Raw genomic sequence first — 24,745 nt, 5'->3', positions numbered from 1 at the left:
CGACCCTACACAGGCAGGTCTGCCCCACCCCATAAGGCGCTGAGCCACAACCGCTCGACGATCTCCACGGCGCGTTGCGCGTCCCCGCCGCGTCCGATGAATGCGCTGTCGCGCGACAGCGTCATAGCGGTCGTCGACACCAGAGTGCGGACCAATGCGGGCAGGTCATCGGAAATCGGGCGCCTACCGGCGTCCTGCTCGATCAAGCCGACGATCTTGGCGATCACACCGTCCTCGAAATCGGCCATCAGGTCGCGAATCTCGGCATCGGTGTTCTGCGCGATGGTGCACGCCGCCATGATCGGGTCGTTGCTCGCGAACACCGCGGCCGCACTACCGACCATGCGCTTGGCGAAGGACGCCGGCGACTCGTCGGGCTCGCGCGGCGCGAAGTTGTGGGTCAGCTCGTCGAGTTCCTCCATGGCCTCGGACACGATCCGGGCCAGGACGGAGTACTTCGAGTCGAAGTAGAAGTAGAAGCCCGACCGCGCGACGCCGGCGCGCGCACTGATGGTGCTGACGGACAGGTCGGCGAACGGCCGCTCCTCCAGCAGTTCGCGAACCGCCTCGATGATGGCGTCGCGTTGCTTGTCGCCGCGGCTACGGCCCTTGTCGGCCGTCTCGACTTCAGCACTCATGGCGCTCACGATGTCATCGCCGACACGCCAAATCAAAACTTGACACGCGTCAAGTATGGCAGCCAAGATGACAACAGGTGGTGACTTTCACCACAAAAGAGCATCAAGAGCAGACAGGAATCCCTGGATGGCGACCATCAGCACCCCGAACTACCTCCTCGATCAGGCCATGCGGCGACTCAAGCCGACGCCGGTCACGGTGCCGGGCATGGGCATCATCGAGCAGCGTCTGCGGGCCACTGAGTGGGACCAGTTCGTCCTCGCCGAGCCGCCGCCGGGCAGCGGCCTCAAGCCGATCATGGGCGACTCCGGACTGCCGATCATCGGCCACCTGATCGAGGTGTTCCGCGGCGGGCCTGATTACGTCCTGGAGCTCTACCGCAAGCACGGTCCGCTGTACTTCGCGCAGACGCCGGCACTGTCGCAGATCATGGCGCTCGGTCCGGATGCGACCCAGGCCGTGTTCTCCAACCGCAACAAGGACTTCTCGCAGCGCGCCTGGGATCCCGTCATCGGGCCGTTCTTCGAGGGTGGTCTCATGCTGCTCGACTTCGACGAGCACATGTTCCACCGCCGCATCATGCAGGAGGCCTTCACCCGCTCGCGGCTCACGGGCTATGTGTCCCACATCGATTCCGTGGCGACCAAGGTGCTCGCCAATGATTGGGTGGCCAACGACCCCCGCTTCCTGTTCCACCCGGCGGTCAAGGAGCTGACGCTCGACATCGCGTCCGAGGTGTTCATGGGGCATCCCGCCGGCACCGACCGCAAGCTCGTCACCACCATCAACCAGGCCTTCACCACCACGACGCGGGCGGGCAACGCGATCATCCGTAAGCCGGTGCGTCCCTTCGCGTGGTGGCGCGGGGTCCAGGCCCGCAAGACGCTGGAGGACTACTTCTCGAGCTCGATCGCGGAGAAGCGTCGCTCCGAGAGCACCGACATGTTCAGTGTGCTCTGTCATGCGCAGGACGAAGACGGGCAGACCTTCACCGACGACCAGATCGTCGCGCACATGATCTTCCTCATGATGGCCGCCCACGACACCACGACGTCGACCCTGACGACCATGGCCTACCACCTGGCGGCCAACCCGCAGTGGCAGGACAGACTCCGCGAGGAATCCGAGCGCATCGGTGACGGCCCACTCGACATCGAGGCGCTGGAGAAGCTGGAAACCTATGACCTGGTGATGAACGAGTCGCTGCGGTTGCAGACCCCGTTGGGCTTCAATTTCCGCCGCGCCGTTCGGGATACCGAACTGCTGGGCTACTACATCCCGGCCGGGACCGACGTCGTGACCTGGCCCGGCATGAACCACCGGCTCTCGGAACTGTGGACCGATCCCATGCGGTTCGACCCCGAACGGTTCGCCGAGCCGCGCAGCGAACACAAGTCGCATCGCTACGCCTTCGCCCCGTTCGGCGGTGGTGCACACAAGTGCATCGGCATGGTCTTCGGGCAGTTGGAGATCAAGACCGTGATGCACCGGTTGCTGCGCCGGTACCGCCTGGAGCTGCCGCACCCCGGCTACGAGCCCTGGTACGACTACGGCGGCATGGCCGTTCCGGTCGACGGCATGCCGATAGTGTTGCGGCCCATTCGCTGATCTCCCGCCGCTGATTCCACGCCGGGACTAGGCGTGTAGCCGGTTCGCGCAGGCGATCATGGCCCGCAGCGCCGACTGGACCGGGTCGCGGGCCCAGCCCATGGCCCACTCCGCGCGCACGCCGTCGCTGCCGTGGATGAAGGTCGCGATACCGCCGCCGACGGCGGGCAGTTGATGGAACTTGATCATCTCGACGGCCACGCCGCGCTCGTGCAGCATCGCGGTCAGGGCCGCGACGGGGCCGGTCGCGGCGGCCGTCGAGGTCGCGATGCGATCGCCGACGGCGATGCTGGCGCGGTACCGGCGCGCAGCGGTGATGCCGCGACGACGGTCGTCGTCGCCGGCGGCGCCCCAGCTGCCCAGCCGGATCGGACCACCCTGGTGGCCGTAGTGGTCGACGAACGTGTCGTGACACATCGTTTCGGCGTGTTCGCGCAGGTCACGCGGCACGGGACGGTCGAACAGATCCGCGAAACGCGTGGTGGAAATGGCGGTGGAGGTGAACATGCGTCGGTCTTTTCTGCTCGAAAGGAGTGACCGACTGGTAGTAGCGTCCGACCCACAGCGAGGGGTCGGTCAGGATCAGACCCCGCTGTGGGTACTGGCTACTACGAGCATGTGAAGCATGGTCGCCGAGGTTAGTCCGCGACCGCGCCCCGGGTCAAGGCGATTTCACCGCCGGATTGAGCAGCCACAGGAACGGCCGGTGGCTGAGGCGCCCGTCCCGGTGCAGCGGCATGCTGTCCCGCGATGCGGAATACCAGGCGGCCCGGCTGACACCGGTGAAGTCCAGTTCCCGCCCGCACCGGCCGGCGAGCGCGTGCAGCAACAGCATCCCGGTGCGTCCGTTGCCTTCCCGGAACGGGTGAATCTGGTTGTAGCGGGCGTACAGCCGGGCCAGTTCCCAGGCCAGCCTCGGATCGTCGTGCGCGGTACCGGTATCCGCCAATGCCGTTGCGGCAAGCTGGATTTCCGCCAATCCGGCGGCGACGTCGACCTGCCAGGTGAACGCCGAGTCACCGCGGCGGATGTCGACGGTACGCAACTCCCCCGCCCACTCGTAGACGTCACCGAACAGCTCCCGGTGCAGGGACCGGATGTCGATCTCCGCCTCCGCCGGGGATTGCCGACAGTGCCACAACACCATTCGCCCCGCCGTCACCTGAAACTCCACGGCCGCCAGGTCCGGTCCGTGCTCGATACCGAAGTTGTTGCGCAGCACCGATGTTCCCGGAATCAGATACGGCGCCCGGCGGCGGAGCAACCGGCGCCGGACCGGCGTCGGCGGATACTGCGCACGGCACCGTGCCAGGTAATCGTCGAATGCCAGCGCGCCGGACGCCAGTGCACCCAGCTCGACGATGTGAGCGGGCTGGGGCTCCCAACCTTCGATGCGCTGGGCGGCCAGGGTCTGGTGCACTGCGTGCTGTGCCGCGCGAGCGGTCACGGTGGACTCCGATACCATCAGCGGAACGCCGACGTCGACGCGAGATAGGCCAGCTTGCGGCTGACACCGGCCACCTCGCGGGCCACACTGCGCAGCATGGCCCGCTCCTGTGGCGGCAACTCCGACAGCACCACCTGATCGGCGCCGACACGAGACGTCCACCGGAATCTGGCCAACGCGGCGAAACAGTCCCGCAGCGTCGAAACATCATCGGCGTCAAGGACATTCGCCGCGCCACCGGCGTCGAGCCGACCTGGCGTCGACAGCGCGGTGGCACCTGCCGACACCCCCGCCCACCGGGCGATCTTCACCAGCGGATCGATCGCCGCCGGCTTGAGGTCGACGGCGTCGGACTGGTTGGCCAGCATGCGCAGCCGGGAGGGGAATGTCGCCCGCAACGTGGTGGCATCCTGTAGCAGGTACTGCCGGGCCGGGTAGTTGGCGACGGCCGCACGCACCACCTGTGCCCGGAGGAGGTCCTCGGCCACATCGTCGTCGGCCAGCTGGACGGCGCGGGAATCGGCCAGCACACCGGTCATCACGACGCCGCGGTCCACCCGCGGGTCGGACGTCCAGTGCGCGATGCCGTCGGACCAGGCGCTCGCCGATCGGCAGAACCGCGGCCGGCTGGCCAGCACGCCGTTGGCGTCCGCACGCACGCCACACCGTTCCAGGACGGCATGCACCTGCGCCGCTGCCGCCAGCGCTTCGTCGCGCGCGGCGTCGTCCGCCAGCACCACCAGCGTCTCGACGTCGGAGCCCGCCACGGCCTCGCCCCGCGCGACGCTGCCGGACACGAACCACGACCAGGACGGGCCGGGCGTCAACCGCACGGCCGCGGCGACACCGGATCGGAGCGCCCGCGACCACGCAGCCGCGACCTCACCGGCCGGGGCCGACGCGCGCGCCGCCGCCCGCACCGCCTGCAGGGCCTGTTCGATTCCCGACCGCAGCGCGTCCTCGCCGTCTGCCGCGCGGATCGCAGCGAGGGCGGCGTCGACGCCGAAATCAGCGGAGGACATGCAGATGTTTCTATCGGACGACAGTTACCTCCGCGTTTCGTGCACGGTTTTCCGCGGTCAGCGCGGATTGTCGTGCACAAATCGCGAGGTTGTAGGGTGTGCCGCGATGAGCTGGCAGCACGCGTTACTTCTGCTCGCCGCCGGTGTCGCGGGCGGTCTGACCGGGAGTATCGCCGGGCTGGCCTCCGTCGCGACGTACCCGGCCCTGCTGATGGCAGGGCTGCCGCCGGTGGCGGCCAACGTGACCAACACCGTCGCGCTGACGTTCAACACCATCGGATCGGTGTGGGGTTCGCTCCCCGAACTCGAGGGCATGGGCCATTGGCTGCGTCGGGTCATGCCGATGGCCATCCTCGGCGGCGCGGCCGGCGCCGCACTGCTGCTGTCGCTGCCCGCCGAGGGTTTCGAGCAGGTGGTGCCGATCCTGCTGGCACTGTCGAGTCTCACCATCGCGATACCGCAGCGACGCGGCGCGGACGACGAGCCCGGCCGCCTGCGTTCGGTGCTGATCTCCGTCGCCATCTTCGCGATCTGTCTGTACGGCGGGTATTTCGGCGCCGCGGCGGGCGTGATGCTGCTGGCACTGTTCCTGCACGGCGGCAGTGAATCGCTCGCCCATGCCAACGCCGCCAAGAACGTCGTGCTCGGCGCCGCCAATTTTGTTGCCGCCATCGGCTTCATCGCGCTGGCGCCGGTGCACTGGATTGCCGTCTGGCCACTCGGCCTGGGTTGCCTGATCGGTGCCCGGCTCGGCCCGATCGTGGTCCGCCACGCTCCCGCGACACCACTGCGACTGGCCATCGCGGTCGCCGGCCTGGCGCTGGCGGTCAAGCTGGGCTACGACGCCTACCGGTAGGGGAACGGGTTGTCGCCCTTGGCCACTCGCACACCCAGGTGGATCAGCTCGGTGGCCGACGCGTGCAGCTTCTCCCCCGCCTCGCGGTCGGCCAGCCCCGCCAGGAACCGCGACCAGGTGCCCTCAATCACGATGCCCAATTTGAAGCAGGCCATCGCGATGTACCAGTCCAGATGCTCGGTGCGGCGGCCGCCCGCGGCGAGGTAGGCGTCCAGCAGTTCATCCCGCCCGGCCAGGCCACCGGCCTCCGCCAGCGCGGCGCCGACGACGATCGCGTTGGGCGCGGTCGGCCAGCACACCAGCATCCAGCCCACATCCAGCAGCGGGTCGCCGATGGTGCACATCTCCCAGTCGACGAACGCCGCCAGCTCCGGCCGGTCGTGGCGCAGCATGACGTTGTTGAGGTGGCAGTCGCCGTGCATGATGCCGGGTTCGCCATCGGGCGGCCGGTTGTCGGTCAGCCAGGTCGCCAACTGCGCGACACCGTCGAGCGATTCGGGGTCGTAGTGCTCATGCCGGTAACTCTGGAGCAGCCCGACGAACTGCGGAACCTGTCGTGCCACAAACGATCCCGGCTTGCGGATGGCGGCCAACGGGCTGCCTTCCCAGGTGACGTTGCCCAGCTGCGCCAGGCTCGCCGCATAGGACAGCCCGACGTCATGCCGTAGCCCGGCGTCGGCGGCGTAGGCCGGCGAGAGTTCCTCGCCAGGGTTGAAGCCGTCGACCTCGGCCATCAGATAGAAGACGACGCCGAGCACCGACGGGTCCTCGCAGCCGGCGATGAAGGCGGGATGCGGCACCGAGGTGCCGGCCAGGGTCCGCAGTACCGCGATCTCGCGCTGCATGGTCTTGTCACTGGTCGGCCGGGGATGCAGGGGTGGTCGGCGCAGCACCACCGGGCGGCCGTCGATGTGCAACCGCACCACGATGTTCTGGGTGCCGCCGGTCAGTGGCTCGACGGAGGTGACGTGCTCACCCAGCCCCTCGGCGCGGATCCAGTTCTGGACGATGTCTCGGTCACGGTCGGTCAGAGTCGGCTGCATGATGCAGTGATTCTGGCCCGCGATCAGCCGAACAGGCAGCCAATTCTTACGATCCGTTTTCATTCGGGGCTCGTCACCGGGGCGCGCCGTACTGTGGCGGTGTGGCACATCGACTGGATCCGCACCGCTCGCTGGCCGGCCTCGCGGCCGCAGCCGTTGCGCTCGGGGCGGCGGCGCTGCTGGCGATTCCGCTTGGGCCACATGCCGATTCCCGCACCGCGGTCGGATCGGTGGTCATCGACCTGACGCCCGGGCCGGTCAAGGAGTGGGCGATCCAGACCTTCGGCACCAACGACAAGCTGTTCCTGACCGTGTCGGTGCTCGTGGTCATCGCGGTGATTGCCATGGTGACAGCACAATTCGAGGACCGGAAGCTCGGCAGTATCGCCTTGGGGCTGGCCGGGGTACTGGGCGGCGCCGCGGTGCTGTCGCGCAGCGGCGCTCGCCCGGTCGACGTCATCCCGTCGCTCGTGGGTGCTGCGGCGGGCATCGCGGTTCTGCGGCTGCTGGTCGCCGATCGCGTGAGTCGCCCAGCCCCGGAAACGGGAGCAGATACCGATCCCGGCCGGCGCCGATCGCTGGCGGCGCTGGGCTTCCTCGCCGCCGGTACCCTCGCCGGCGTCATCGGGACGGTGCTGGGCCGCGCCGCGTCGTCGGCCGCGGGTGACCGCAGCGCCTACACCCCGCCGGCGCCCAAGGTGCCCGGCCCGCCGATACCGCCCGAGGTGCAGCCCGCGGGCGTGGACCTAGCACCGTTCATCACTCCGACGGCCGATTTCTACCGCATCGACACCGCGCTGTCCGTCCCGCAGGTGCAGCGCCAGGACTGGCGGCTGCGGATCCACGGGATGGTCGATCGCGAAGTCAGCTTTCATTTCGATGAGCTGGCCCAGTTCGAGGCGGTCGACAAGGTCGTCACGCTCACCTGCGTGTCGAACCCGGTGGGCGGCAACCTGATATCGAACGCCACCTGGACCGGCTACCGCGTGCGCGACCTGCTGGCCCGGGCCGGTGTGCACCCCGATGCCGACATGGTGCTGTCCAAGTCCATCGACGGGTTCACCGCGGGCACCCCCGTCGAGGCACTGACCGACAACCGCGACGCGTTGCTCGCCGTCGCCATGAACGGCGAACCGCTGCCGACCGAACACGGCTACCCGGCGCGGCTGGTGGTGCCGGGTCTGTACGGCTACGTCTCGGCGACCAAGTGGCTCGTCGACCTCGAACTCACCAGATTCGATCGGGCCGAGGCCTATTGGACGAAGTTGGGCTGGTCCGCGCGCGGGCCCATCAAGACCGAGTCGCGCATTGACGTGCCCCGCGCCGGGTCCGGCGTGCCGATGGGTACGGCGACGTTCGGCGGCGTCGCGTGGGCGCAGGGCCGCGGGGTCCGTGCGGTGGAGGTCCGGATCGACGACGGCCCGTGGCGGCCGGCCACACTGGGCGCCGCGTACTCGAACGACACCTGGCGGCTGTGGAGTTACACCTGGCAGGCCGACCGGCCCGGACGGCACACCATCACCGTCCGCGCCACCGATGGCACCGGCGCGTTGCAGACCTCGGACGTCGCCGACGTCGTTCCCGATGGCGCGACGGGTTGGCACTCGGTGTCCTTCACCGTCGCCTGACCGGCATCCGAAATGTTCAGTTGGCGAGCCGGATCCGCTTCACTACAGTGACCGGATGACCGAACCCGCCCAACAGTGGCGCGCCGGCCTCCGGTCCCGGCTCATCGCGGCGCGCAAGGCCAAGGACGACGTTGCGGTCGCGGCGCTCCGCAGCGCACTCAGCGCCATCGACAACGCCGAGACCCCGGACGTACCCCTGCCGCGGGCCGGCGCCATCGCCGACAGCGCCCACGGTCTCGGCGCCGCCGAGGTCGCCCGCCGACGACTCACCGAGGACCAGATCCGGGAACTGATCGGCACCGAGGCAGACGAGCGTCGAGCTGCGGCCGGACAGCTACGGTCGGCCGGCCGCGACGACCGGGCCGCGCAGGTCGAGGCGGAGGCCGCCGTCCTGCGTGCGCTACTCGGCAGCGACTGAACTTTGTCGGTGCCCCATGCCAAGCTGGGGTCATGCTGCTCTCCGACGTCGCCACGGCCTCGGCCGAAGTCGGTGCGGTGTCTGCCCGGTCCGCGAAGATCGCCCGCATCGCAGCTCTCCTCGGGACCACGGCCGATGATCCGGCCACCGTCGCCATGGTGGTGCATTGGCTGTCCGGTGAGCTGCCGCAGCGGCAGATCGGGGTCGGCTGGGCGGCGCTGCGCGCGCTGCCGCCGCCGGCCGCAGGCGATTCGACGCTGACGGTCATCGAGGTCGACGCCACGCTGACGGCCATCAAGGCGGTCGCCGGCCCGGGTTCGGGGGCCGCGCGCACCGCGCTGCTCGGTGGCTTGTTCGGGGCGGCCACCGAGGTCGAGCAGACCTTCCTGCGTGGGCTGCTCAGTGGCGGGCTGCGTCAGGGCGCGCTGGCCGGGGTCATGGCCGACGCCGTGGCGAAGGCCGCCGGCATCGCCGCCGCGGAAGTGCGCCGTGCCGCGATGCTCGGCGGCGACCTGGCCACGGTCGCCGCCGCCGTGCTGTCCGACGGCGCCGCGGGCCTGCAGCGCTTCACCCTCACCGTGGGCCGCCCGGTGAGCCCGATGCTGGCCCAGACCGCCACCGATGTCGGCGATGCCCTCGAAAAGCTCGGTGGCACGGCGATATTCGAGACGAAGCTCGACGGCGTCCGGCTGCAGATACATCGGTCCGGCACCGACGTGTCGGTCTACACCCGCAGCCTCGACGACATCACCGCGCGCGTACCCGATGTGGTGACCGCGGTACTGGCCCTGCCCGTGACGGACCTGATCGCCGATGCCGAGGCCCTGGCCATGCGCCCCGACGGCCGCCCGCACCGGTTCCAGGTCACGTCCTCCCGCATCGGCAAACGCGCCGATGATGGGGCGCAACCCCTTTCGGTGTACTTCTTCGACATCCTGCACCGCGACGGCACGGACCTGCTGGACCAGCCGGCCGAGCGCCGCCGCCACGTGCTCGACGAGGTCGTTCCCGAACCGCTGCGGGTCCGGCGCTGCGTCACCTCCGATTCGGCTGTCGCCCAGCGGTTCCTGGACGACACGCTGGCCGCGGGCCACGAAGGCGTGATGGCCAAGCACCCGGCATCGCCTTACGAGGCGGGGCGGCGCGGGGCCGGTTGGCTGAAGGCCAAGCCGGTGCACACGCTCGATCTGGTGGTGCTCGCGGTCGAGTGGGGTTCCGGACGGCGTACGGGCAAGCTGTCGAACATCCATCTGGGAGCGCGTGATCCGGCCACCGGTGGTTACGTCATGCTGGGCAAGACCTTCAAGGGAATGACCGACGCGATGCTGGACTGGCAGACCGCGCGATTCACCGAACTGGCCGACGGCCCGATGGACGGTTACGTCGTGCGGCTGCGCCCGGAGCAGGTCGTCGAGATCGCGTTCGACGGCGTGCAGGGGTCCAGCCGCTATCCCGGCAAGATGGCGCTGCGGTTCGCCCGGGTGCTGCGCTACCGCGACGACAAGCGGCCGGAAGAAGCCGACACCATCGACTCCGTCCGGTCGCTGTACGAACGCTGAGTGTTACCCCGCGATCCGGGGCCAACCGATGACAGGATGTGGGGCATGTCGCAAGCCACCGCGCACCCCGGCGAATCCGTCGGGGACGTCACCTATGTGCGTACCGACCCGGACCTGCCACCGGTCGCGATCATCGACCGCTCGCCCATCACCACCCGACATCGGGTGATCTTCGGCGTCATCGCCGTGGTCGCCGCCGTGGCGTGGGCCGTAATCGCCCTCGCGCGTGGCGAGACGGTCAACGCGGTGTGGTTCGTCATCGCCGCGATCTGTACGTATGTCATCGGATACCGGTTCTACGCGCGGCTGATCGAGATGAAGATCGTCAAACCCCGCGACGATCACGCGACCCCGGCCGAGCTCCTCGAGAACGACACCGACTACATGCCGACCGACCGCCGGGTGCTGTTCGGTCACCATTTCGCGGCCATCGCCGGCGCCGGCCCCCTGGTCGGCCCTGTGCTGGCCATGCAGATGGGCTACCTGCCGGGCACCATCTGGATCATCATCGGCGCGGTCGTCGCCGGTTGCGTGCAGGACTACCTGGTGCTGGTCATCTCGACGCGGCGGCGCGGCCGCTCGCTCGGCCAGATGGCGCGCGACGAGCTCGGGCCCATCGGCGGTATCGCCGCGATCGTCGCGGTGCTGGTGATCATGGTGATCCTGCTGGCTGTGCTGGCTCTCGTCGTGGTCAACGCGCTCGCGGAAAGCCCGTGGGGCGTGTTCTCCATCGCGATGACCATTCCGATCGCGATCTTCATGGGGCTGTACCTGCGGTACCTGCGGCCCGGCCGGGTGTCCGAGGTGACACTCATCGGCGTCGCGCTGCTGCTGCTCGCGGTGGTCTCGGGCGGTTGGGTCGCCGAAACCTCCTGGGGTGCAGACTGGTTCACGCTGTCCAAGGTGACGTTGTCGTGGTGCATCATCGTCTACGGCCTGGCCGCGTCGGTGCTGCCGGTGTGGCTGCTGCTCGCGCCGCGCGACTACCTGTCGACGTTCATGAAGGTCGGCACCATCTCGCTGCTGGCCGTCGGCATCCTGATCGCCCACCCGGTCATGTCGGCTCCCGCGGTGTCGCAGTTCGCCACCCGGGCCGACGGTCCGGTGTTCGCCGGCGCGCTGTTCCCGTTCCTGTTCATCACCATCGCGTGCGGCGCGCTGTCCGGCTTCCACTCCCTGATCTCCTCGGGCACGACGCCGAAGCTGCTGGAGAAGGAAGGGCAGACGCGGCTCATCGGCTACGGCGGCATGCTGACCGAGTCGTTCGTCGCGATCATGGCGCTGATCACCGCGGCGATCATCAACCAGCACCTGTACTTCGTCATCAACTCCCCCGGGGCGGCGACCGGCCCCACCGCGGCAACCGCCGCGACCTACGCCAACGGGTTGGGCCTCTCGGGAGCCCCGATCACCGCACAAGAGATCACCACTGCCGCCACCGATGTCGGTGAGCACTCGGTGGTTTCGCGTACCGGCGGCGCACCGACGCTGGCGCTGGGCATGTCGGAAGTACTGCACCAGGTGTTCGGCGGGTCGAGCATGAAGGCCTTCTGGTACCACTTCGCGATCATGTTCGAGGCCCTGTTCATCCTGACCACCGTCGATGCCGGCACCCGCGTCGCACGCTTCATGCTGTCCGATGCCCTGGGCAATCTCGGGGGGCCCCTGCGGAAGCTGCGCGATCCCAGCTGGCGGATCGGCGCGTGGAGCTGCAGCCTCCTGGTCGTCGCGGGCTGGGGCAGCATCCTGCTGATGGGCGTCACCGATCCCCTCGGCGGCATCAACACGCTGTTCCCGTTGTTCGGTATCGCCAACCAGCTGCTCGCCGCCATCGCACTGACGGTCGTCACCGTCGTGGTGATCAAGAAGGGCCTGCTGAAATGGGCCTGGATTCCCGGGCTGCCACTGTTCTGGGACGCCCTGGTCACCCTCACCGCGTCGTGGCAGAAGATCTTCTCCCACGACCCCAAAATCGGTTACTGGCAACAGCATTCGCAGTATGTGGCGGCCGAGGCGGCCGGCAAGACGAGCTTCGGCTCCGCGAAGAACCCCGACCAGATCGACGCCGTCATCCGGAACACCTTCATTCAGGGCACGCTGTCCATCGTGTTCGCGCTGCTGGTGGTGATCGTCGTGGTCGTCGGCATCGTCGTCGCCATCCAGGCCATCCGCGGCGGCGGCCGGCCCCTCACCGACGACGAGGCGGTGCCGTCGCGGCGGTTCGCCCCGCGCGGCCTCTTCGCCACCGACATCGAGAAGGAGGTGCAGAAGCAATGGGACGCGCTGCCCGACTCGCACGCCAGATCAGTTGGTACTGGTCATCACTGATGGGCGACAACCACTACGCCCGGTATCTGGACCACCACCGTCGCAGCCACACCGGCGAGCCGGCGCTGACCGAGCGCGAGTACTGGAAGGCGCGGCACCGCGCCGCGGATCGCAACCCGCAGGGCCGCTGCTGCTGAGCGGGCACGCCAGGTGAACAGCTGACCGTCGGGCCGGCGGGCAACGACCGTCTACACAACCGTCCGCACAGTGGACGCACACCGCTGTCGGCACCGCACAGGGTGGTACCAAAAGAGACGCCCCTCACTCCGTGGTACTAAATTCCTGTATGGACAGATGTCCAGTTGTTGCCCGACCAGCTTTAGGAGAAACGTGCTGTTCACGGTTTCCGACGTCACCGACGCCGTCGCTGCAGCCATCCCGGACCGGACCCTGATCATTCAGGGCGATCGCCGCTTCACCTACGCCGAGGTCGTCACCCGCGCCAACCGGCTCGCCGCCTACCTGCACGCACAGGGCCTGGGCGTGCACACCGAGCGCGATCAGCTGGCCGGCCACGAAGTCGGGCAGGACCTGGTCGGCATCTACGCCTACAACGGCCCCGAGTTCGTCGAATCGCTGCTCGGCGCCTTCCGGGCCCGGGTGGCACCGTTCAACGTCAACTACCGCTACGTCAAGGCCGAGCTGCAGTACCTGCTGAACGACGCGGGTGCCTCCGCCCTGATCTACCACGCCGCGTTCGCTCCGACGCTGGCCGAGGTGCTGCCAGAGCTGCCGAACCTCAAGGTACTGATCCAGATCGCCGACAGCTCGGGCAACGAGCTGCTGCCGGGTGCCGTCGACTACGAGACCATCGTGACCACCGATGTCCCGCCGCCGCCGGTGACGCCGTCGCCCGACGACCTCTACGTGCTGTACACCGGGGGCACCACCGGTATGCCCAAGGGCGTGCTGTGGCGCCAGCACGACATCTTCATGGCCTCGTTCGGCGGCCGCAACGCGATGACGGGCGAGCCGGCGCAGTCGGCCCAGGAGATCGTCGACCGGGCCTCGGCCGCCGGCGAGATGCGGATGATGATCCTGCCGCCGCTGATGCACGGCGCCGCGCAGTGGGGCGTGATGACCGGCATCAACAACGGCCAGACCATCGTGTTCGCCAAGGATGTCGAGGGCTTCAACGCCAAGGAGATCGTCGAGACCATCGCGCGCGAGAAGATCGCCATCGCGACGGTCGTCGGTGACGCCATGGCCCGGCCGCTGGTCACCGCGATCGAAGAGGCGATCGCCGACGGCAGCCACGACCCGACCTCGCTGGTCATCGTCGCCAACGGTGGCGCGCTGTTCACCCCGGCCGTGAAGGGCCGGCTCGTCGCCGCTCTGCCCAACGCGATGGTGATCGACGGCGTGGGTTCGTCGGAGACCGGCGCGCAGATGTCGCACGTGTCGACCAAGGCCAACGTGTCCAGCGGCACCTTCACCGCCGGCCCGGCCACCCGGATCGTCTCGGAGGACTTCTCCGCGCTGCTGGCTCCGGGCCACGAGGGCAACGGCTGGCTGGCCCAGGAGGGTTACGTGCCGCTCGGATACAAGGGCGACGCGGCCAAGACGGCCAAGACGTTCCCGGTGATCGACGGCATCCGCTACGCGGTGCCGGGCGACCGGGCCCGGCTGCTGGAGGGTGGCACCGTCGAGCTGCTCGGCCGCGACTCGGTGACCATCAACTCCGGCGGCGAGAAGATCTTCGCCGAAGAGGTCGAATCCGCCATCGCCTCGCACCCTTCCGTGGTCGACGTCGTCGTCGCCGGACGCCCGAGCGAGCGCTGGGGCAACGAGGTCGTCGCCGTCGTGGCGCTGGCCGACGGCGCCGAGGCCGACGCCGCCGAACTCATCAAGCACGCCTCGGAGTCCATCGCCCGCTACAAGCTGCCCAAGGCGGTCGTCTTCCGGCCGACCATCGTCCGCAGCCCCGCGGGCAAGGCCGACTACCGCTGGGCCAAGGAGCAGGCGCTCCAGGACTAGCCCGCAGCATGGTCACCGAGGGCACGCCCGATGAATTCGATTCGCTGGCAGGCAGACTCGCGGTCTTCCGGTTCGATCCGCTGGGCTGATCCGGAGATCACGCAAGCCGTCGAACTCTCAGCGGTAGGCGCTGCCCTGCTCGCGGTCGAGGTAGGTGTCGGACTTGTTCTTCAAGAAGAACAGGTACACCAGCAGCGACGCCGCGATACAGACGGTGACGTAGGCGATGAACAGCGGCACGTCGCCCCGGGCCTTGAGGGCCTGGTAGATCAGCGGTGCGGTACCGCCGAAAATCGAATTGGCCAGCGCGTAGCCGACGCCGACGCCGAGGGCCCGCACGTGGGCCGGGAACAGTTCGGACTTCACCAGCGCATTGATCGAGGTGTATCCCGTGAGGATGACGTATGCGACGGCAACCAGCAGGAACGACATGATCGGCGAGTGCGTCTGCGGCAGATAGGTGATGAGGACGTACGTGTAGACCAGCCCGCCGAAGCCGAACCACAGCAGTAGGGGCTTGCGGCCTATCCGGTCGCTGATCATTCCGCCGATCGGCTGGATCAGCATCAGGAAGATCAGTCCGAGCAGGTTGATCCAGGTCGCGGTCATGGGTTGGTTCTTGTAGGTCGCCTTGACCATCGCCGGCGCGTTGACACTGTACGTGTAGAACGCGACGGTGCCACCGAGCGTGATCAGGAAGCACAGCAGCAACGGCTTCCAATAGCGCGAGAACAGCACCCATATCGAACCGGCATGGGGCTCCTTGCCCTCCTGAATCGCCTCGAGGGTCTCCTTGGACAGCGACTCGTCCATGCTGCGGCGCAGCCAGAACACCACCACCGCCGCGACACCGCCGACCGCAAAGCCTATGCGCCAACCGAATTCGCTCACCTGCGCGGTGCTCAGCGCCGTGAGGATGATGAGCAAGGTGAATTGGGCCAGCACGTGCCCACCGACCAGGGTGACGTACTGGAACGAGGAGAAGAACCCACGGCGTTCCCTGGTCGCCGCCTCCGACATGTAGGTCGCCGACGTGCCGTACTCACCGCCGGTGGCGAACCCCTGCACCAGCCGGCAGATGATCAGGATGATCGGTGCGGCGACGCCGATGCTCGCCCGCGAGGGAACCAGGGCGATCACCATCGAGCAGGCGGCCATCAGCGAAACGCTGACCATCAGTGCGGCGCGGCGGCCCCGGCGGTCGGCGAAGCGGCCGAAGAACCACGATCCGATGGGCCGGGTGACGAACGTGACCGCGAAGATCGCGTACACGTAGATCGTCGAATTCTGGTCGGCCTTGTCGAAGAACTGGTTTTCGAAGTACGTGGCGAAGACGGTGTAGACGTAGACGTCGTACCACTCGACGAGGTTGCCCGACGATCCCCGGATGGTGTTCCAGATGGCGCGCCGGGTCGCGGCGCGGCCCGACGGCGTCGGCGTGTCCTCGGTCAGTGCGGTCATGCTGCTCTCCAACGGTCGGCAACGAACGGGTGTGGGCACATCATTGCGGCGAACCGACGCCAAGGAACGGGATCTGGCCACAGCGCCGTTTTCCTTGCACGATTCACAGATTCACACAGACCGTACCCCCGCGCGACACCGGCTCACCGGACTTCAGCCCTCGCGGATGACCCCGCGTGCGCAGAGGTGCTCGGTCAGCGGGGCCACCCCGACCTCGAAGTGTTCGGCCATCGCCGTTCGGGCCGCTTCACCGTCGCCGGCCTGCAGTGCGGCGATCACCCGGCGGTGGTCCCGGATCGACAGATCCGGCCAGCCCTCCAGTGTCGGGAACACGGCTTCAGGCGCGTAACGGGTTATGCCGGACATGAATTGGGTCAGCTTGGGTGAGTCGGCGACGACGTTGATCAGCCGATGGAACTCGTGGTTGAGCTGCACCATGCGGTCGACATCGGTGTGCTGGTAGGCCTGCTCAAGCGCGTCTTGAATCCGGGTGAGTTCCGAAACCTGGGCCGCGGTGATGTTCTCGGCGGCGCGGGCCGCGAGTTCCCCGCCGACGAACGCCTGCACCATGGCCACATCGGAGACATCGCGGGCGGTGACCTCCAGGACCATGAAGCCGCGTCGCGGGTGCTGCACCAACAGCCCCTCGGCCCGCAGGTTCAGCAGCGCCTCCCGGACCGGGGTGACGCTGACACCCAGCTCGGTGGCCAGCTGGTCGAGCCGCAGATACTCCCCCGCCGGGAAGGTGCCGTTGAAGATCCGGCGGCGGACGTAACGCGCCACGTCGTGCGAAAGCTGTGCGGGCGCGGCGAATTCGGGTTCAGATGCGGTATTCATTGAGCAGGCTCTTGCTGATGATGGTCTTCTGGATTTCGCTGGTGCCCTCGCCGATCAGCAGGAACGGCGCGTCCCGCATCAGCCGTTCGATCTCGTACTCCTTCGAGTAGCCGTAGCCACCATGGATCCGGAAGCTCTGCTGGGTGACCTCCGAACAGAACTCGCTGGCAAGGTATTTCGCCATGCCTGCCGCGACGTCGTTGCGCTCCCCCGAGTCTTTGAGCCGCGCCGCATTGACCATCATCAGATGCGCCGCCTCGACTTTCGTGGCCATCTCGGCGAGCTGGAAGGCGATGGCCTGGTGGTCGGCGATCGGCTTGCCGAACGTCTCCCGCTGCTGGGCGTACCGCACCGCCAATTCGAAGGCGCGGATACCGACACCACAGGCCCGCGCCGACACGTTGACCCGGCCGACCTCGATACCGTCCATCATCTGGAAGAAGCCCGCACCCGGCTTGCCGCCGAGTACGTCGTCCGCGCCGGCGCGGTAGCCGTCGAAGATGAGCTCGGTGGTGTCGATGCCCTTGTAGCCCAGCTTGTCGATCTTGCCCGGGATGGTCAGGCCGGGTTTGACCTCGCCGAAGCCGGTCGGCTTCTCGACCAGGAACGCGGTCAGGTTGCGGTGCGGCTTGTCCGCGCCCTCATCGGTTTTCACCAGCGCCGCAACCAGAGTCGAGCTGCCACCGTTGGTCAGCCACATCTTCTGCCCGGTGATGGTGTAGCCACCGTCGGCATCCCGGACACCCCTGGTGCGGATCGCCGCGACATCGGAACCCAGCTCCGGCTCGGACATCGAGAAGGCGCCGCGCACCTCGCCGGTCGCCATGCGGGGCAGGTAACGCTGCTTCTGCTCGTCGGTGCCGTGCTGGCGGATCATGTACGCGACGATGAAGTGGGTGTTGATGACGCCCGAGATGCTCATCCAGCCGCGGGCCAGTTCCTCGACGCACAGCGCGTACGTAAGCAGCGACTCACCGAGCCCGCCGTACTCCTGCGGGATCATCAGGCCGAACAGGCCCATGTCTTTCATCTGATCGACGATGGCCTGCGGGTAGGAGTCCGAGTGCTCGAGCTCCTGGGCCGCGGGAATGATCTCCCGGTCGACGAATTGCCGCACGGTGGCGACGATTTCGCGCTGCACCTCGGTGAGGCCGGCGGTCTGGGCGAGACGAGTCACGATGCCACCCTTTCGAAGACAGCGGCCAGCCCCTGGCCGCCTCCGATGCACATGGTTTCCAGGCCGTAGCGGGCATCCCGCAGGTGCAGTTCGCGGGCCAGGGTCGCGAGCATCCGGCCGCCCGTCGCGCCGACGGGATGGCCGAGCGAGATACCCGAGCCGCGCACGTTCGTGCGTTCCCAGTCCCCGTCGGTGAACTTCCATTCCCGGGTGCACGCCAGCGCCTGCGCGGCGAAGGCCTCGTTGAGTTCGATCAGATCGATATCGGCAAGAGCCAGGCCGGCTTTGGCCAGTGCGACCTCGGTGGCCGGCACCGGTCCGATGCCCATGACGTTCGGCGGCACCCCGGCCACACCCCACGACACCAGCCGCACCAGCGGCGCCAGCCCCAGTTCGGCCGCGCGCTCGGGAGTGGTCACGACGCACATCGACGCCGCGTCGTTCTGCCCACTGGAGTTTCCGGCCGTCACGGTGGCATCCGGATCATTCTTGCCCAGAACGGGTTTGAGCTTGCCCAGCGCTTCGACCGTGGTGTCGGCGCGGGGATGCTCGTCGGTGTCGATCTTCTGGTCGCCCGTGCGGGATGCCACCATCACGGGGACGATCTCGTCGGTCAGCACGCCACTGCGCTGTGCCGCAACGGCTTTCTGATGCGACCGCACCGCCAGCGCGTCCTGTTCGACGCGGGAGATCGCACACTGCCGGCGCAGATTCTCCGCGGTCTCCAGCATCCCGCCGGGCACCGGGTAGTTCTTGCCACCGGCGGTGGTCCGGCCACGCGCCAATCCGTCATGGACGGTGATGCCGCCGCGCGAGCCGCCCCAGCGCATATCGGTGGAGTGAAAGGCGACATTGCTCATCGACTCGGCGCCACCGGCGATCACGAGATCGTTTGCGCCACTGGCGACCTGCATGCACGCCTGGATGACGGCCTGCAGTCCCGACCCGCAGCGCCGGTCGACCTGCATGCCGGGAACCGTGACCGGCAACCCGGCGTCGAGCGCCACCACGCGGCCGATGGCCGGCGCCTCACTCGACGGGTAACAGTGCCCGAGAATGACGTCCTGCACCGCCTCGGCCGGAATCCCGGTGCGCTGCAACAGGCCCCGCAGCGCCGCAACGCCCAGCTCGACCGCGGTCAGTGACTTGAACATGCCGCCGTAGCGGCCGATCGGGGTACGTACCGGTTCGCAGATGACTGGGGTGGTGGGCTTCATCTAGATGTGCCGTCCCCCGGTGATTTCCAGGACGCAGCCGGTCATGTACGAGGACATGTCCGATGCCAGGAATGTGACCACCGACGCCACTTCACTGGGTTCGGCGGCCCGGCCCATGGGGATCTCTGCCAGCTTCTGGTCCCAGATCCGTTGCGGCATCGCCTCGGTCATCGCGGACCGGATCAAACCCGGCTGCACGGCGTTGATCCGCACCCCGAGGTGGGCGACTTCCTTGGCGGCCGCCTTGGTCAGGCCGACGATGCCGGCTTTCGCGGCGGAGTAATTGGTCTGGCCGATCAGGCCGACCTTGCCCGAGATCGACGAGATGTTGATGATGGCACCGCTTTTCGCCTCCCGCATCACGTTGGCCGCCAACCGAGTGCCGTTCCAGCAGCCTTTCAGATGGACGGCGATGACCTGGTCGAATTGCTCCTCGGTCATCTTGCGCATGGTGGCGTCGCGGGTGATGCCGGCGTTGTTGACCATGATGTCGAGGCCACCCCATGCGACGGCGGCGTCGATCAGCGCCTGCACGTCGGCGGCAGCTGTCACGTCGCACCGGACGGCCTTGGCCACGTCGGTGCCGCCGAGCTTGGCGACAGCCGCCTCGGTCGCCTCGAGATTCAGGTCGCCGATCACGACGCGGGCGCCTTCGGCGATGAAGCGTTCCGCGATCGCGTATCCGATCCCCTGGGCTCCGCCGGTGATCACCGCGATACGTCCGTCCAGCAGCGGCATGGTCGTGCACTCCTCCTGATCGACTGAACCGGTCATCGCAGCACCCGACGACCAGCTTCATACATAAAATATGATATTTCTTGCATCAAACCAGAAGCACCGTCGTGTTGCGCAAGGAGACCCCACATGGCCGGACCCACCGGTTCCCCCGTCGCAGAAGTCAGCGATCAGGATTTCCGCGACATTCTCGACGCGACCCGCCAGTTCGTCCGTACCGCGGTGGTGCCGCGGGAGCTGGAGATCATGACCGAGAACCGGGTGCCCGACGACATCCGGGATCAGGCCAAGAACATGGGCCTGTTCGGCTATGCCATCCCCCAGGAATGGGGCGGCCTCGGGCTCGATCTCGTCCAGGACGTCGAGATGGCGATGGAGTTGGGCTACACCACGCTGGCCGTCCGCTCGATGTTCGGCACCAACAACGGCATCGCCGGTCAGGTGCTGGTCGGCTTCGGCACCGACACCCAGAAGCAGCGCTGGCTGGAACCGATCGCCAGTGGCGACTGCGTGGCATCGTTCGCGTTGACCGAGTCCGGCGCCGGTTCCAACCCGGCGGGCCTGCGCACCAAGGCCGTGGCCGACGGGGACGACTGGATCATCACCGGCCACAAGCGATTCATCACCAACGCGCCCACCGCGAATCTGTTCGTGGTGTTCGCCCGGACCCGGCCGGCCGACGCCGACGGACCCGGCATCGCGGTGTTCCTGGTCCCCGCCGACGCTCCCGGCGTCGTGGTCGGACCGAAAGACGCGAAGATGGGCCAGGAAGGGGCCTGGACCTCCGACGTCACGTTCGACGATGTGCGGGTCGGTCCGGATGCCCTCATCGGCGGCAATGAGGACATCGGCTACCGCGCCGCGCTGACGTCACTGGCCCGGGGACGGGTGCACATCGCCGCAGTGGCGGTGGGCGCGGCGCAACGCGCGCTCGACGAGTCGGTCGCATACGCCGCGACCGCCACCCAGGGCGGCACCGCAATCGGCGAATTCCAGCTGGTCCAGGCGATGTTGGCGGACATGCAGACCGGCGTCATGGCCGGTCGCGCCCTGGTCCGTGATGCCGCGCAAATGTGGGTCAGCGGCACGGACCGACGCATCGCGCCGTCCGCCGCGAAGCTCTTCTGCACCGAGATGGTCGGCAAGGTCGCCGACCTGGCCGTGCAGGTGCACGGCGGTAGCGGGTACATGCGCGACGTGCCCGTCGAACGGATCTACCGCGACGTGCGTCTGCTGCGGCTGTACGAGGGCACCAGCGAGATTCAGCGTTTGATCATCGGTGGCGGCCTGGTGAAGGCGGCACAGCGCTCGGCTGCGGGCCGCTGACGCGACCGCGCGACCTGGCGGTCCGCGCTCTCACCTGGCCGCCTCCAGCAATCATCCGATGATTCGCACGATCGACTCGACCACGGCCGCCGGCTTATCCGATCCCTCGATTTCGACGGTTACTGTCACGGTCGCCTGAACGGCACCGTCCAGCTCGTCGACTTTCGAAATGACCGCACCCGCCCGAACGTTTGCTCCGACCTTGACCGGTGTGATGAATCGCACCTTGTTATAACCGTAATTGACGGCCAATGCGACGTTGTCGACGCGATAGAGCTGGTGCATGAAATGCGGTAGCAGTGAAAGCGTCAGCAAACCGTGAGCAATTGTGCCGCCGAACGGGCCCGCGGCGGCGCGCTCCGGATCGACGTGAATCCACTGGTGATCGTCGGTGGCGTCGGCGAAGAGATTCACCCGGTCCTGGGTGATTTCCATCCACTCCGTCGGCCCAAGCTGACTACCTGCTGCTGCGACGAACTCGGACAGATTGGCGAAGACCTTCACGCTCACTCCTCTCGGGCGCGGCCGCTTCCCGGCCCGCACCGCTAATACTTCTAACCCGTCCGTCAGGGCGGCACAATGCTCAGATTTTGGGCCGATGTCACGTACTTAGCCACTCAAAGTTCGCCATCCTCGAGCATCGTCTAGGCTAACCTGCAGAAATAGCTATCTCCGGGATTGCCGACGTCCTTCACGCCAGCACACTCGTTTCGGTCAATTCTTCGGCACGCCGAAGGTCGACAGACAACGTTTCACCACTAGCTGGCTGCAGGACCCCGGGACTTGACCCCGTGTGTTGGACACGCTGAATCCCGCAAGGTTGGCGGGGGAAGCGAGATGATCCACCACGATGGCAAGGAAAAATTACCCTGACGAGTTCAAACGGGACGCGGTAGCGCTGTACCGAGACACCGAGGGCGCCACGATCACGCAGATCGCCGACGAACTCGGCATCTCCGGTGTGACGCTCTCAGCGTGGTGCAAAGCCGCCGGGGTGCCGATCAGGCACCGCAACCCCACCGCAGCAGCACAGCCGAGCCCCGGCGTTGAGACCCCAGAGCAGGAGCTGGCCCGGCTACGGGCCGAGAACAAGGCGTTACGCGCCACGGAGGCTCGGTTGTCTACCGAGCGTGACATTCTGCGGTCGGCGGCCAAGTATTTCGCCGGGGAGACGAACTGGTGAGCCGCTTCCAGTTCGTCGCCGACCACCTGCACACCTTCGAGGTGAAGTGGCTGTGCGCAGTCGTCGAGGTTGCGCGTTCATCGTTCTACGCCTGGTTGGCCGCTGCCGACGGACGCGCCGCCCGCCAGGCCGCTGACAAGGCGCTGGCCGCGCGTATCCGCACCGTGCACGATGAGGACAACACCTACGGGGCGCCGCGGATCACCGCTGAACTCAACGACGGTGCACCCGACGGTGAGCGGGTCAACCACAAGCGGGTGGCCCGGGTCATGCGCAGTGCCGGGATCGCCGGCTACCGCCGCCGGCGACGGGTGAAGACCACCACGCCGGATCCGGCCAAACAGAAAGTCCCGGACCTGCTCAACCGGGACTTCACCGCCGCGGCACCCAACGTCAAGTACGTCGGCGACATCACCTACCTGCCATTGGCAAGCGGTTCGAATCTGTATCTGGCGACCGTGATCGACTGCTTCTCCGGACGGGTGGCGGGGTGGGCGATCGCCGAGCACATGCGCACCGAACTGGTCGAAGATGCCCTCAAAGCCGCTGCGGCGCTGCGCGGCTCCCTGACCGGTGCAGTGTTCCACACAGATCACGGAAGTCAGTACACCTCAAGGGATTTCGCGAACCTCTGCCGTGACTTGGAGGTCACCCAGTCTATGGGTGGCGTCGGGTCAAGTGCCGATAACGCGCTGGCCGAATCGTTCAACGCCGCCCTCAAACGCGAGATCCTGCAGGACCGCAGCCACTGGCCCGACGCTGCTACCTGCCGCCGCGAAGTGTTCCGCTGGCTGGCTCGCTACAACACCAAACGACGGCACTCCCGGTGCCGCTATTCCAGCACTGCGACCTACGAAAGACATCTCACGAAGTTAAAAGTCAAGCCGCGGCCGGGAGTGGAGGTGGAAACGCTTGATGTTCGTTGTAGAGCTGGCCGGTGTGCAGGCAGTGATGCAGTTGGCCGAGGAATTTGTTGAACAGGTGCCGTTGGGCTTGGTGGTTCCAGTCTCCGGCGGCGCGGCGGGCGTCGAAGTGCCGGCGGGCTCCTGGGGAGGCGCGCAGCGAGGCCAGGGCCCAGATCGGCCCGACGGCGTTGAGTCGCCGGTTTTTGATATGACGGTGCAGGACAACGGTTTTCTTGCCGCTGGCTCGTGTGATCGGCGCCGATCCGGCGAACGCTTTCAAGCCGCGGGCGTCGGGGAACCGGGTGCGGTCATCACCGATCTCGGCGAGCACCCGGGCACCGGCGAGCATCCCCAGCCCGGGGAAGCTGGTGATGATCGCGGCGTCCGGGTGCTGATCAAAATGGGCGGTCGCCGCCTCGGTCAACGCATCGGTCGCGGCGCAGGCCGCGTCGAACTGGCCCAGCAGCGCCGTCAGGTGAATGCCCATCGCGTTTTCCACCACCGCCGGCTGGTGCAGGTAGGTGTCGCCGAACACCTCACGCAGGCGTGTCACGTCGCGGTCGAGGTAGCGCTGGCGGCCAGCTTTGATCAGCAGCCGGCGCAACCTGGCGGGGGTCAGCTTGGCGGCCTGGGCCGGGGTCGGCGCCGCGGTCAGGATGGCCCGGGCATCGGGGCGGGCCAGCCCGCCGTCGAGGCCGTCGAACGCCACCAGCGCGGCGGGGTAGAACTCTTTGAGCAGATCACGGATCTGGTTGCCGACCTGCCCGCGGGCCCACACCGCGTCCTGCTGGGCGCGGGCCAGGACCCGGATCGCTTGGGCCAGTTCGGTATCGGCCGGCAACGCGCGATGCGCGGTGGGATCGGTGCGGATGATGTTGGCCAGCAGCACCGCGTCGGTGGCATCGGATTTGGCGCCCGACACCGAGTACCGGGCCCGGTAGCGGGACGCGGCCAGCGGGTTGATCGGGTAGATCACCCGGCCGGTTTCCCGCAGCGCTGCCACGAACAGGCCGCGGTCGGTTTCGATACCGACCGGGATCGGATGCTCAGCGCTGTCACCGACCTCGGCCAGCAGGGCCAGCAGGGCGGTGAACCCGGCGGCGTCGTTGTTGACCCGGCCGCGGGCCACCACCTTGCCCTCATCGTTGATCACCGCGACATCGTGATGGGCTGTGGCCCAATCGATTCCGCAATACAAACCCAATGTTGTCTCACTCCTTCGATCTGTGGTCGTGCCGTTACCGGTGGACTCACGCGGCGCCCTAATCGTGGGACTCAAAGGTCCGTCATCTCACTAGCCGTCCGTGACTCCAGCGCACCGCAGGACTTCGTTCTATCGAAGAGCTCAAAGCTCGGGAACCATCATCGGGAAGTCAACC

General features: G+C 67.6%; 21 protein-coding genes and 2 pseudogenes. 11 read left to right on the top strand and 12 right to left on the bottom strand.

The window, feature by feature from the left end; all coding sequences use genetic code 11:
- Nucleotides 1–5 precede the first annotated feature (5 nt).
- Nucleotides 6–638, bottom strand: coding sequence for a TetR/AcrR family transcriptional regulator (locus tag G6N46_RS00440; RefSeq protein ID WP_138249873.1), 633 nt, complete (start codon nt 636–638; stop codon nt 6–8).
- Between the two features lie 127 nt (nt 639–765).
- On the opposite strand from G6N46_RS00440, the gene G6N46_RS00435 reads away from it, so the two are divergent.
- The gene (locus G6N46_RS00435; RefSeq protein WP_138249874.1) at nt 766–2,247 is read left to right on the top strand and encodes a cytochrome P450; all 1,482 of its coding nucleotides are present in this window, start codon (nt 766–768) and stop codon (nt 2,245–2,247) included.
- Between the two features lie 27 nt (nt 2,248–2,274).
- Here the strand turns inward: G6N46_RS00435 and G6N46_RS00430 are convergent, their stop codons facing one another.
- From G6N46_RS00430 to G6N46_RS00420, 3 genes are all read right to left on the bottom strand, one after another.
- Nucleotides 2,275–2,754 carry a 2-isopropylmalate synthase gene (locus G6N46_RS00430; protein ID WP_138249875.1) on the bottom strand — a complete coding sequence of 160 codons (480 nt, stop codon included), beginning with the start codon at nt 2,752–2,754 and terminating at the stop codon, nt 2,275–2,277.
- A 154-nt stretch (nt 2,755–2,908) separates the two neighbouring features.
- Complete coding sequence (locus tag G6N46_RS00425; RefSeq protein ID WP_234880712.1) at nt 2,909–3,694, bottom strand: Fic family protein; 786 nt, start codon at nt 3,692–3,694, stop codon at nt 2,909–2,911.
- A 17-nt stretch (nt 3,695–3,711) separates the two neighbouring features.
- Complete coding sequence (locus G6N46_RS00420; protein WP_138249877.1) at nt 3,712–4,716, bottom strand: DUF294 nucleotidyltransferase-like domain-containing protein; 1,005 nt, start codon at nt 4,714–4,716, stop codon at nt 3,712–3,714.
- Nucleotides 4,717–4,822: 106 nt separating this feature from the next.
- On the opposite strand from G6N46_RS00420, the gene G6N46_RS00415 reads away from it, so the two are divergent.
- Nucleotides 4,823–5,572 (top strand): sulfite exporter TauE/SafE family protein, encoded by a 750-nt coding sequence (locus tag G6N46_RS00415; protein ID WP_138249878.1) that lies wholly within the window; start codon nt 4,823–4,825, stop codon nt 5,570–5,572.
- Here G6N46_RS00415 and G6N46_RS00410 read toward each other — a convergent pair.
- Complete coding sequence (locus G6N46_RS00410; RefSeq protein WP_163692518.1) at nt 5,563–6,615, bottom strand: phosphotransferase family protein; 1,053 nt, start codon at nt 6,613–6,615, stop codon at nt 5,563–5,565. The two genes, G6N46_RS00415 and G6N46_RS00410, sit on opposite strands and share 10 nt — an antisense overlap.
- A 101-nt stretch (nt 6,616–6,716) precedes the next feature.
- Between G6N46_RS00410 and G6N46_RS00405 the strand changes: the two genes are divergently transcribed.
- The 7 genes and pseudogenes from G6N46_RS00405 to G6N46_RS28400 form a co-directional block, all read left to right on the top strand.
- Nucleotides 6,717–8,243, top strand: coding sequence for a molybdopterin-dependent oxidoreductase (locus G6N46_RS00405; protein ID WP_138249880.1), 1,527 nt, complete (start codon nt 6,717–6,719; stop codon nt 8,241–8,243).
- 55 nt (nt 8,244–8,298) lie between these two features.
- Complete coding sequence (locus G6N46_RS00400) at nt 8,299–8,661, top strand: GatB/YqeY domain-containing protein (protein WP_138249881.1); 363 nt, start codon at nt 8,299–8,301, stop codon at nt 8,659–8,661.
- Between the two features lie 32 nt (nt 8,662–8,693).
- Nucleotides 8,694–10,220: an ATP-dependent DNA ligase gene (locus tag G6N46_RS00395; RefSeq protein WP_138249882.1), complete on the top strand. Its 1,527-nt coding sequence runs from the start codon at nt 8,694–8,696 to the stop codon at nt 10,218–10,220.
- A gap of 45 nt (nt 10,221–10,265) precedes the next feature.
- Nucleotides 10,266–12,548, top strand: coding sequence for a carbon starvation CstA family protein (locus G6N46_RS00390; RefSeq protein ID WP_174814005.1), 2,283 nt, complete (start codon nt 10,266–10,268; stop codon nt 12,546–12,548).
- Nucleotides 12,548–12,685, top strand: a complete 138-nt coding sequence (locus G6N46_RS00385) for a CstA-like transporter-associated (seleno)protein (RefSeq protein WP_322790394.1) — start codon at nt 12,548–12,550, stop codon at nt 12,683–12,685. The genes G6N46_RS00390 and G6N46_RS00385 overlap by 1 nt, the downstream gene beginning before the upstream one ends.
- A gap of 157 nt (nt 12,686–12,842) precedes the next feature.
- Nucleotides 12,843–14,525 carry a medium-chain acyl-CoA ligase Mig gene (locus tag G6N46_RS00380; RefSeq protein WP_407665069.1) on the top strand — a complete coding sequence of 561 codons (1,683 nt, stop codon included), beginning with the start codon at nt 12,843–12,845 and terminating at the stop codon, nt 14,523–14,525.
- 8 nt (nt 14,526–14,533) lie between these two features.
- A pseudogene (locus tag G6N46_RS28400) lies at nt 14,534–14,614 on the top strand (deazaflavin-dependent nitroreductase); the annotation flags it as partial.
- A gap of 28 nt (nt 14,615–14,642) precedes the next feature.
- Here G6N46_RS28400 and G6N46_RS00375 read toward each other — a convergent pair.
- The 5 genes from G6N46_RS00375 to fabG form a co-directional block, all read right to left on the bottom strand.
- A complete protein-coding gene (locus G6N46_RS00375; RefSeq protein ID WP_064860725.1) occupies nt 14,643–15,986 on the bottom strand; it encodes an MFS transporter in 1,344 nt (447 codons plus the stop codon).
- A gap of 153 nt (nt 15,987–16,139) precedes the next feature.
- Complete coding sequence (locus G6N46_RS00370; RefSeq protein WP_061005220.1) at nt 16,140–16,823, bottom strand: GntR family transcriptional regulator; 684 nt, start codon at nt 16,821–16,823, stop codon at nt 16,140–16,142.
- The gene (locus tag G6N46_RS00365; protein WP_061005218.1) at nt 16,807–18,000 is read right to left on the bottom strand and encodes an acyl-CoA dehydrogenase family protein; all 1,194 of its coding nucleotides are present in this window, start codon (nt 17,998–18,000) and stop codon (nt 16,807–16,809) included. The genes G6N46_RS00370 and G6N46_RS00365 overlap by 17 nt, the downstream gene beginning before the upstream one ends.
- A complete protein-coding gene (locus G6N46_RS00360) occupies nt 17,997–19,217 on the bottom strand; it encodes an acetyl-CoA C-acetyltransferase (RefSeq protein ID WP_138249885.1) in 1,221 nt (406 codons plus the stop codon). The genes G6N46_RS00365 and G6N46_RS00360 overlap by 4 nt, the downstream gene beginning before the upstream one ends.
- Nucleotides 19,218–19,955 (bottom strand): 3-oxoacyl-ACP reductase FabG, encoded by a 738-nt coding sequence (fabG, locus tag G6N46_RS00355; protein ID WP_138249887.1) that lies wholly within the window; start codon nt 19,953–19,955, stop codon nt 19,218–19,220.
- Nucleotides 19,956–20,081: 126 nt separating this feature from the next.
- On the opposite strand from fabG, the gene G6N46_RS00350 reads away from it, so the two are divergent.
- Nucleotides 20,082–21,278, top strand: coding sequence for an acyl-CoA dehydrogenase family protein (locus tag G6N46_RS00350; RefSeq protein ID WP_061005215.1), 1,197 nt, complete (start codon nt 20,082–20,084; stop codon nt 21,276–21,278).
- Between the two features lie 51 nt (nt 21,279–21,329).
- Here the strand turns inward: G6N46_RS00350 and G6N46_RS00345 are convergent, their stop codons facing one another.
- A complete protein-coding gene (locus G6N46_RS00345; RefSeq protein WP_135357327.1) occupies nt 21,330–21,782 on the bottom strand; it encodes a MaoC family dehydratase in 453 nt (150 codons plus the stop codon).
- A gap of 346 nt (nt 21,783–22,128) precedes the next feature.
- On the opposite strand from G6N46_RS00345, the pseudogene G6N46_RS00340 reads away from it, so the two are divergent.
- A pseudogene (locus G6N46_RS00340) lies at nt 22,129–23,318 on the top strand (IS3 family transposase); the annotation flags it as partial.
- 22 nt (nt 23,319–23,340) lie between these two features.
- Here the strand turns inward: G6N46_RS00340 and G6N46_RS00335 are convergent.
- The gene (locus G6N46_RS00335; protein WP_174814100.1) at nt 23,341–24,564 is read right to left on the bottom strand and encodes an IS110 family RNA-guided transposase; all 1,224 of its coding nucleotides are present in this window, start codon (nt 24,562–24,564) and stop codon (nt 23,341–23,343) included.
- Nucleotides 24,565–24,745: the final 181 nt, after the last annotated feature.

It is taken from the genome of Mycolicibacterium phocaicum (assembly GCF_010731115.1).
Classification (GTDB): Bacteria; Actinomycetota; Actinomycetes; order Mycobacteriales; family Mycobacteriaceae; genus Mycobacterium; species Mycobacterium phocaicum.
This window is presented reverse-complemented; position numbering and strand designations above follow the sequence as displayed.

Bases quoted from the DNA above. Each gene is read 5' to 3' on its own strand.
- G6N46_RS00440 (WP_138249873.1), bottom strand. From the start codon at position 638: ATGAGTGCTGAAGTCGAGACGGCCGACAAGGGCCGTAGCCGCGGCGAC.
- G6N46_RS00435 (WP_138249874.1), top strand. From the start codon at position 766: ATGGCGACCATCAGCACCCCGAACTACCTCCTCGATCAGGCCATGCGG.
- G6N46_RS00430 (WP_138249875.1), bottom strand. From the start codon at position 2,754: ATGTTCACCTCCACCGCCATTTCCACCACGCGTTTCGCGGATCTGTTC.
- G6N46_RS00420 (WP_138249877.1), bottom strand. From the start codon at position 4,716: ATGTCCTCCGCTGATTTCGGCGTCGACGCCGCCCTCGCTGCGATCCGC.
- G6N46_RS00415 (WP_138249878.1), top strand. From the start codon at position 4,823: ATGAGCTGGCAGCACGCGTTACTTCTGCTCGCCGCCGGTGTCGCGGGC.
- G6N46_RS00410 (WP_163692518.1), bottom strand. From the start codon at position 6,615: ATGCAGCCGACTCTGACCGACCGTGACCGAGACATCGTCCAGAACTGG.
- G6N46_RS00400 (WP_138249881.1), top strand. From the start codon at position 8,299: ATGACCGAACCCGCCCAACAGTGGCGCGCCGGCCTCCGGTCCCGGCTC.
- G6N46_RS00395 (WP_138249882.1), top strand. From the start codon at position 8,694: ATGCTGCTCTCCGACGTCGCCACGGCCTCGGCCGAAGTCGGTGCGGTG.
- G6N46_RS00390 (WP_174814005.1), top strand. From the start codon at position 10,266: ATGTCGCAAGCCACCGCGCACCCCGGCGAATCCGTCGGGGACGTCACC.
- G6N46_RS00385 (WP_322790394.1), top strand. From the start codon at position 12,548: ATGGGCGACAACCACTACGCCCGGTATCTGGACCACCACCGTCGCAGC.
- G6N46_RS00380 (WP_407665069.1), top strand. From the start codon at position 12,843: ATGTCCAGTTGTTGCCCGACCAGCTTTAGGAGAAACGTGCTGTTCACG.
- G6N46_RS00375 (WP_064860725.1), bottom strand. From the start codon at position 15,986: ATGACCGCACTGACCGAGGACACGCCGACGCCGTCGGGCCGCGCCGCG.
- G6N46_RS00370 (WP_061005220.1), bottom strand. From the start codon at position 16,823: ATGAATACCGCATCTGAACCCGAATTCGCCGCGCCCGCACAGCTTTCG.
- G6N46_RS00360 (WP_138249885.1), bottom strand. From the start codon at position 19,217: ATGAAGCCCACCACCCCAGTCATCTGCGAACCGGTACGTACCCCGATC.
- fabG (WP_138249887.1), bottom strand. From the start codon at position 19,955: ATGCCGCTGCTGGACGGACGTATCGCGGTGATCACCGGCGGAGCCCAG.
- G6N46_RS00350 (WP_061005215.1), top strand. From the start codon at position 20,082: ATGGCCGGACCCACCGGTTCCCCCGTCGCAGAAGTCAGCGATCAGGAT.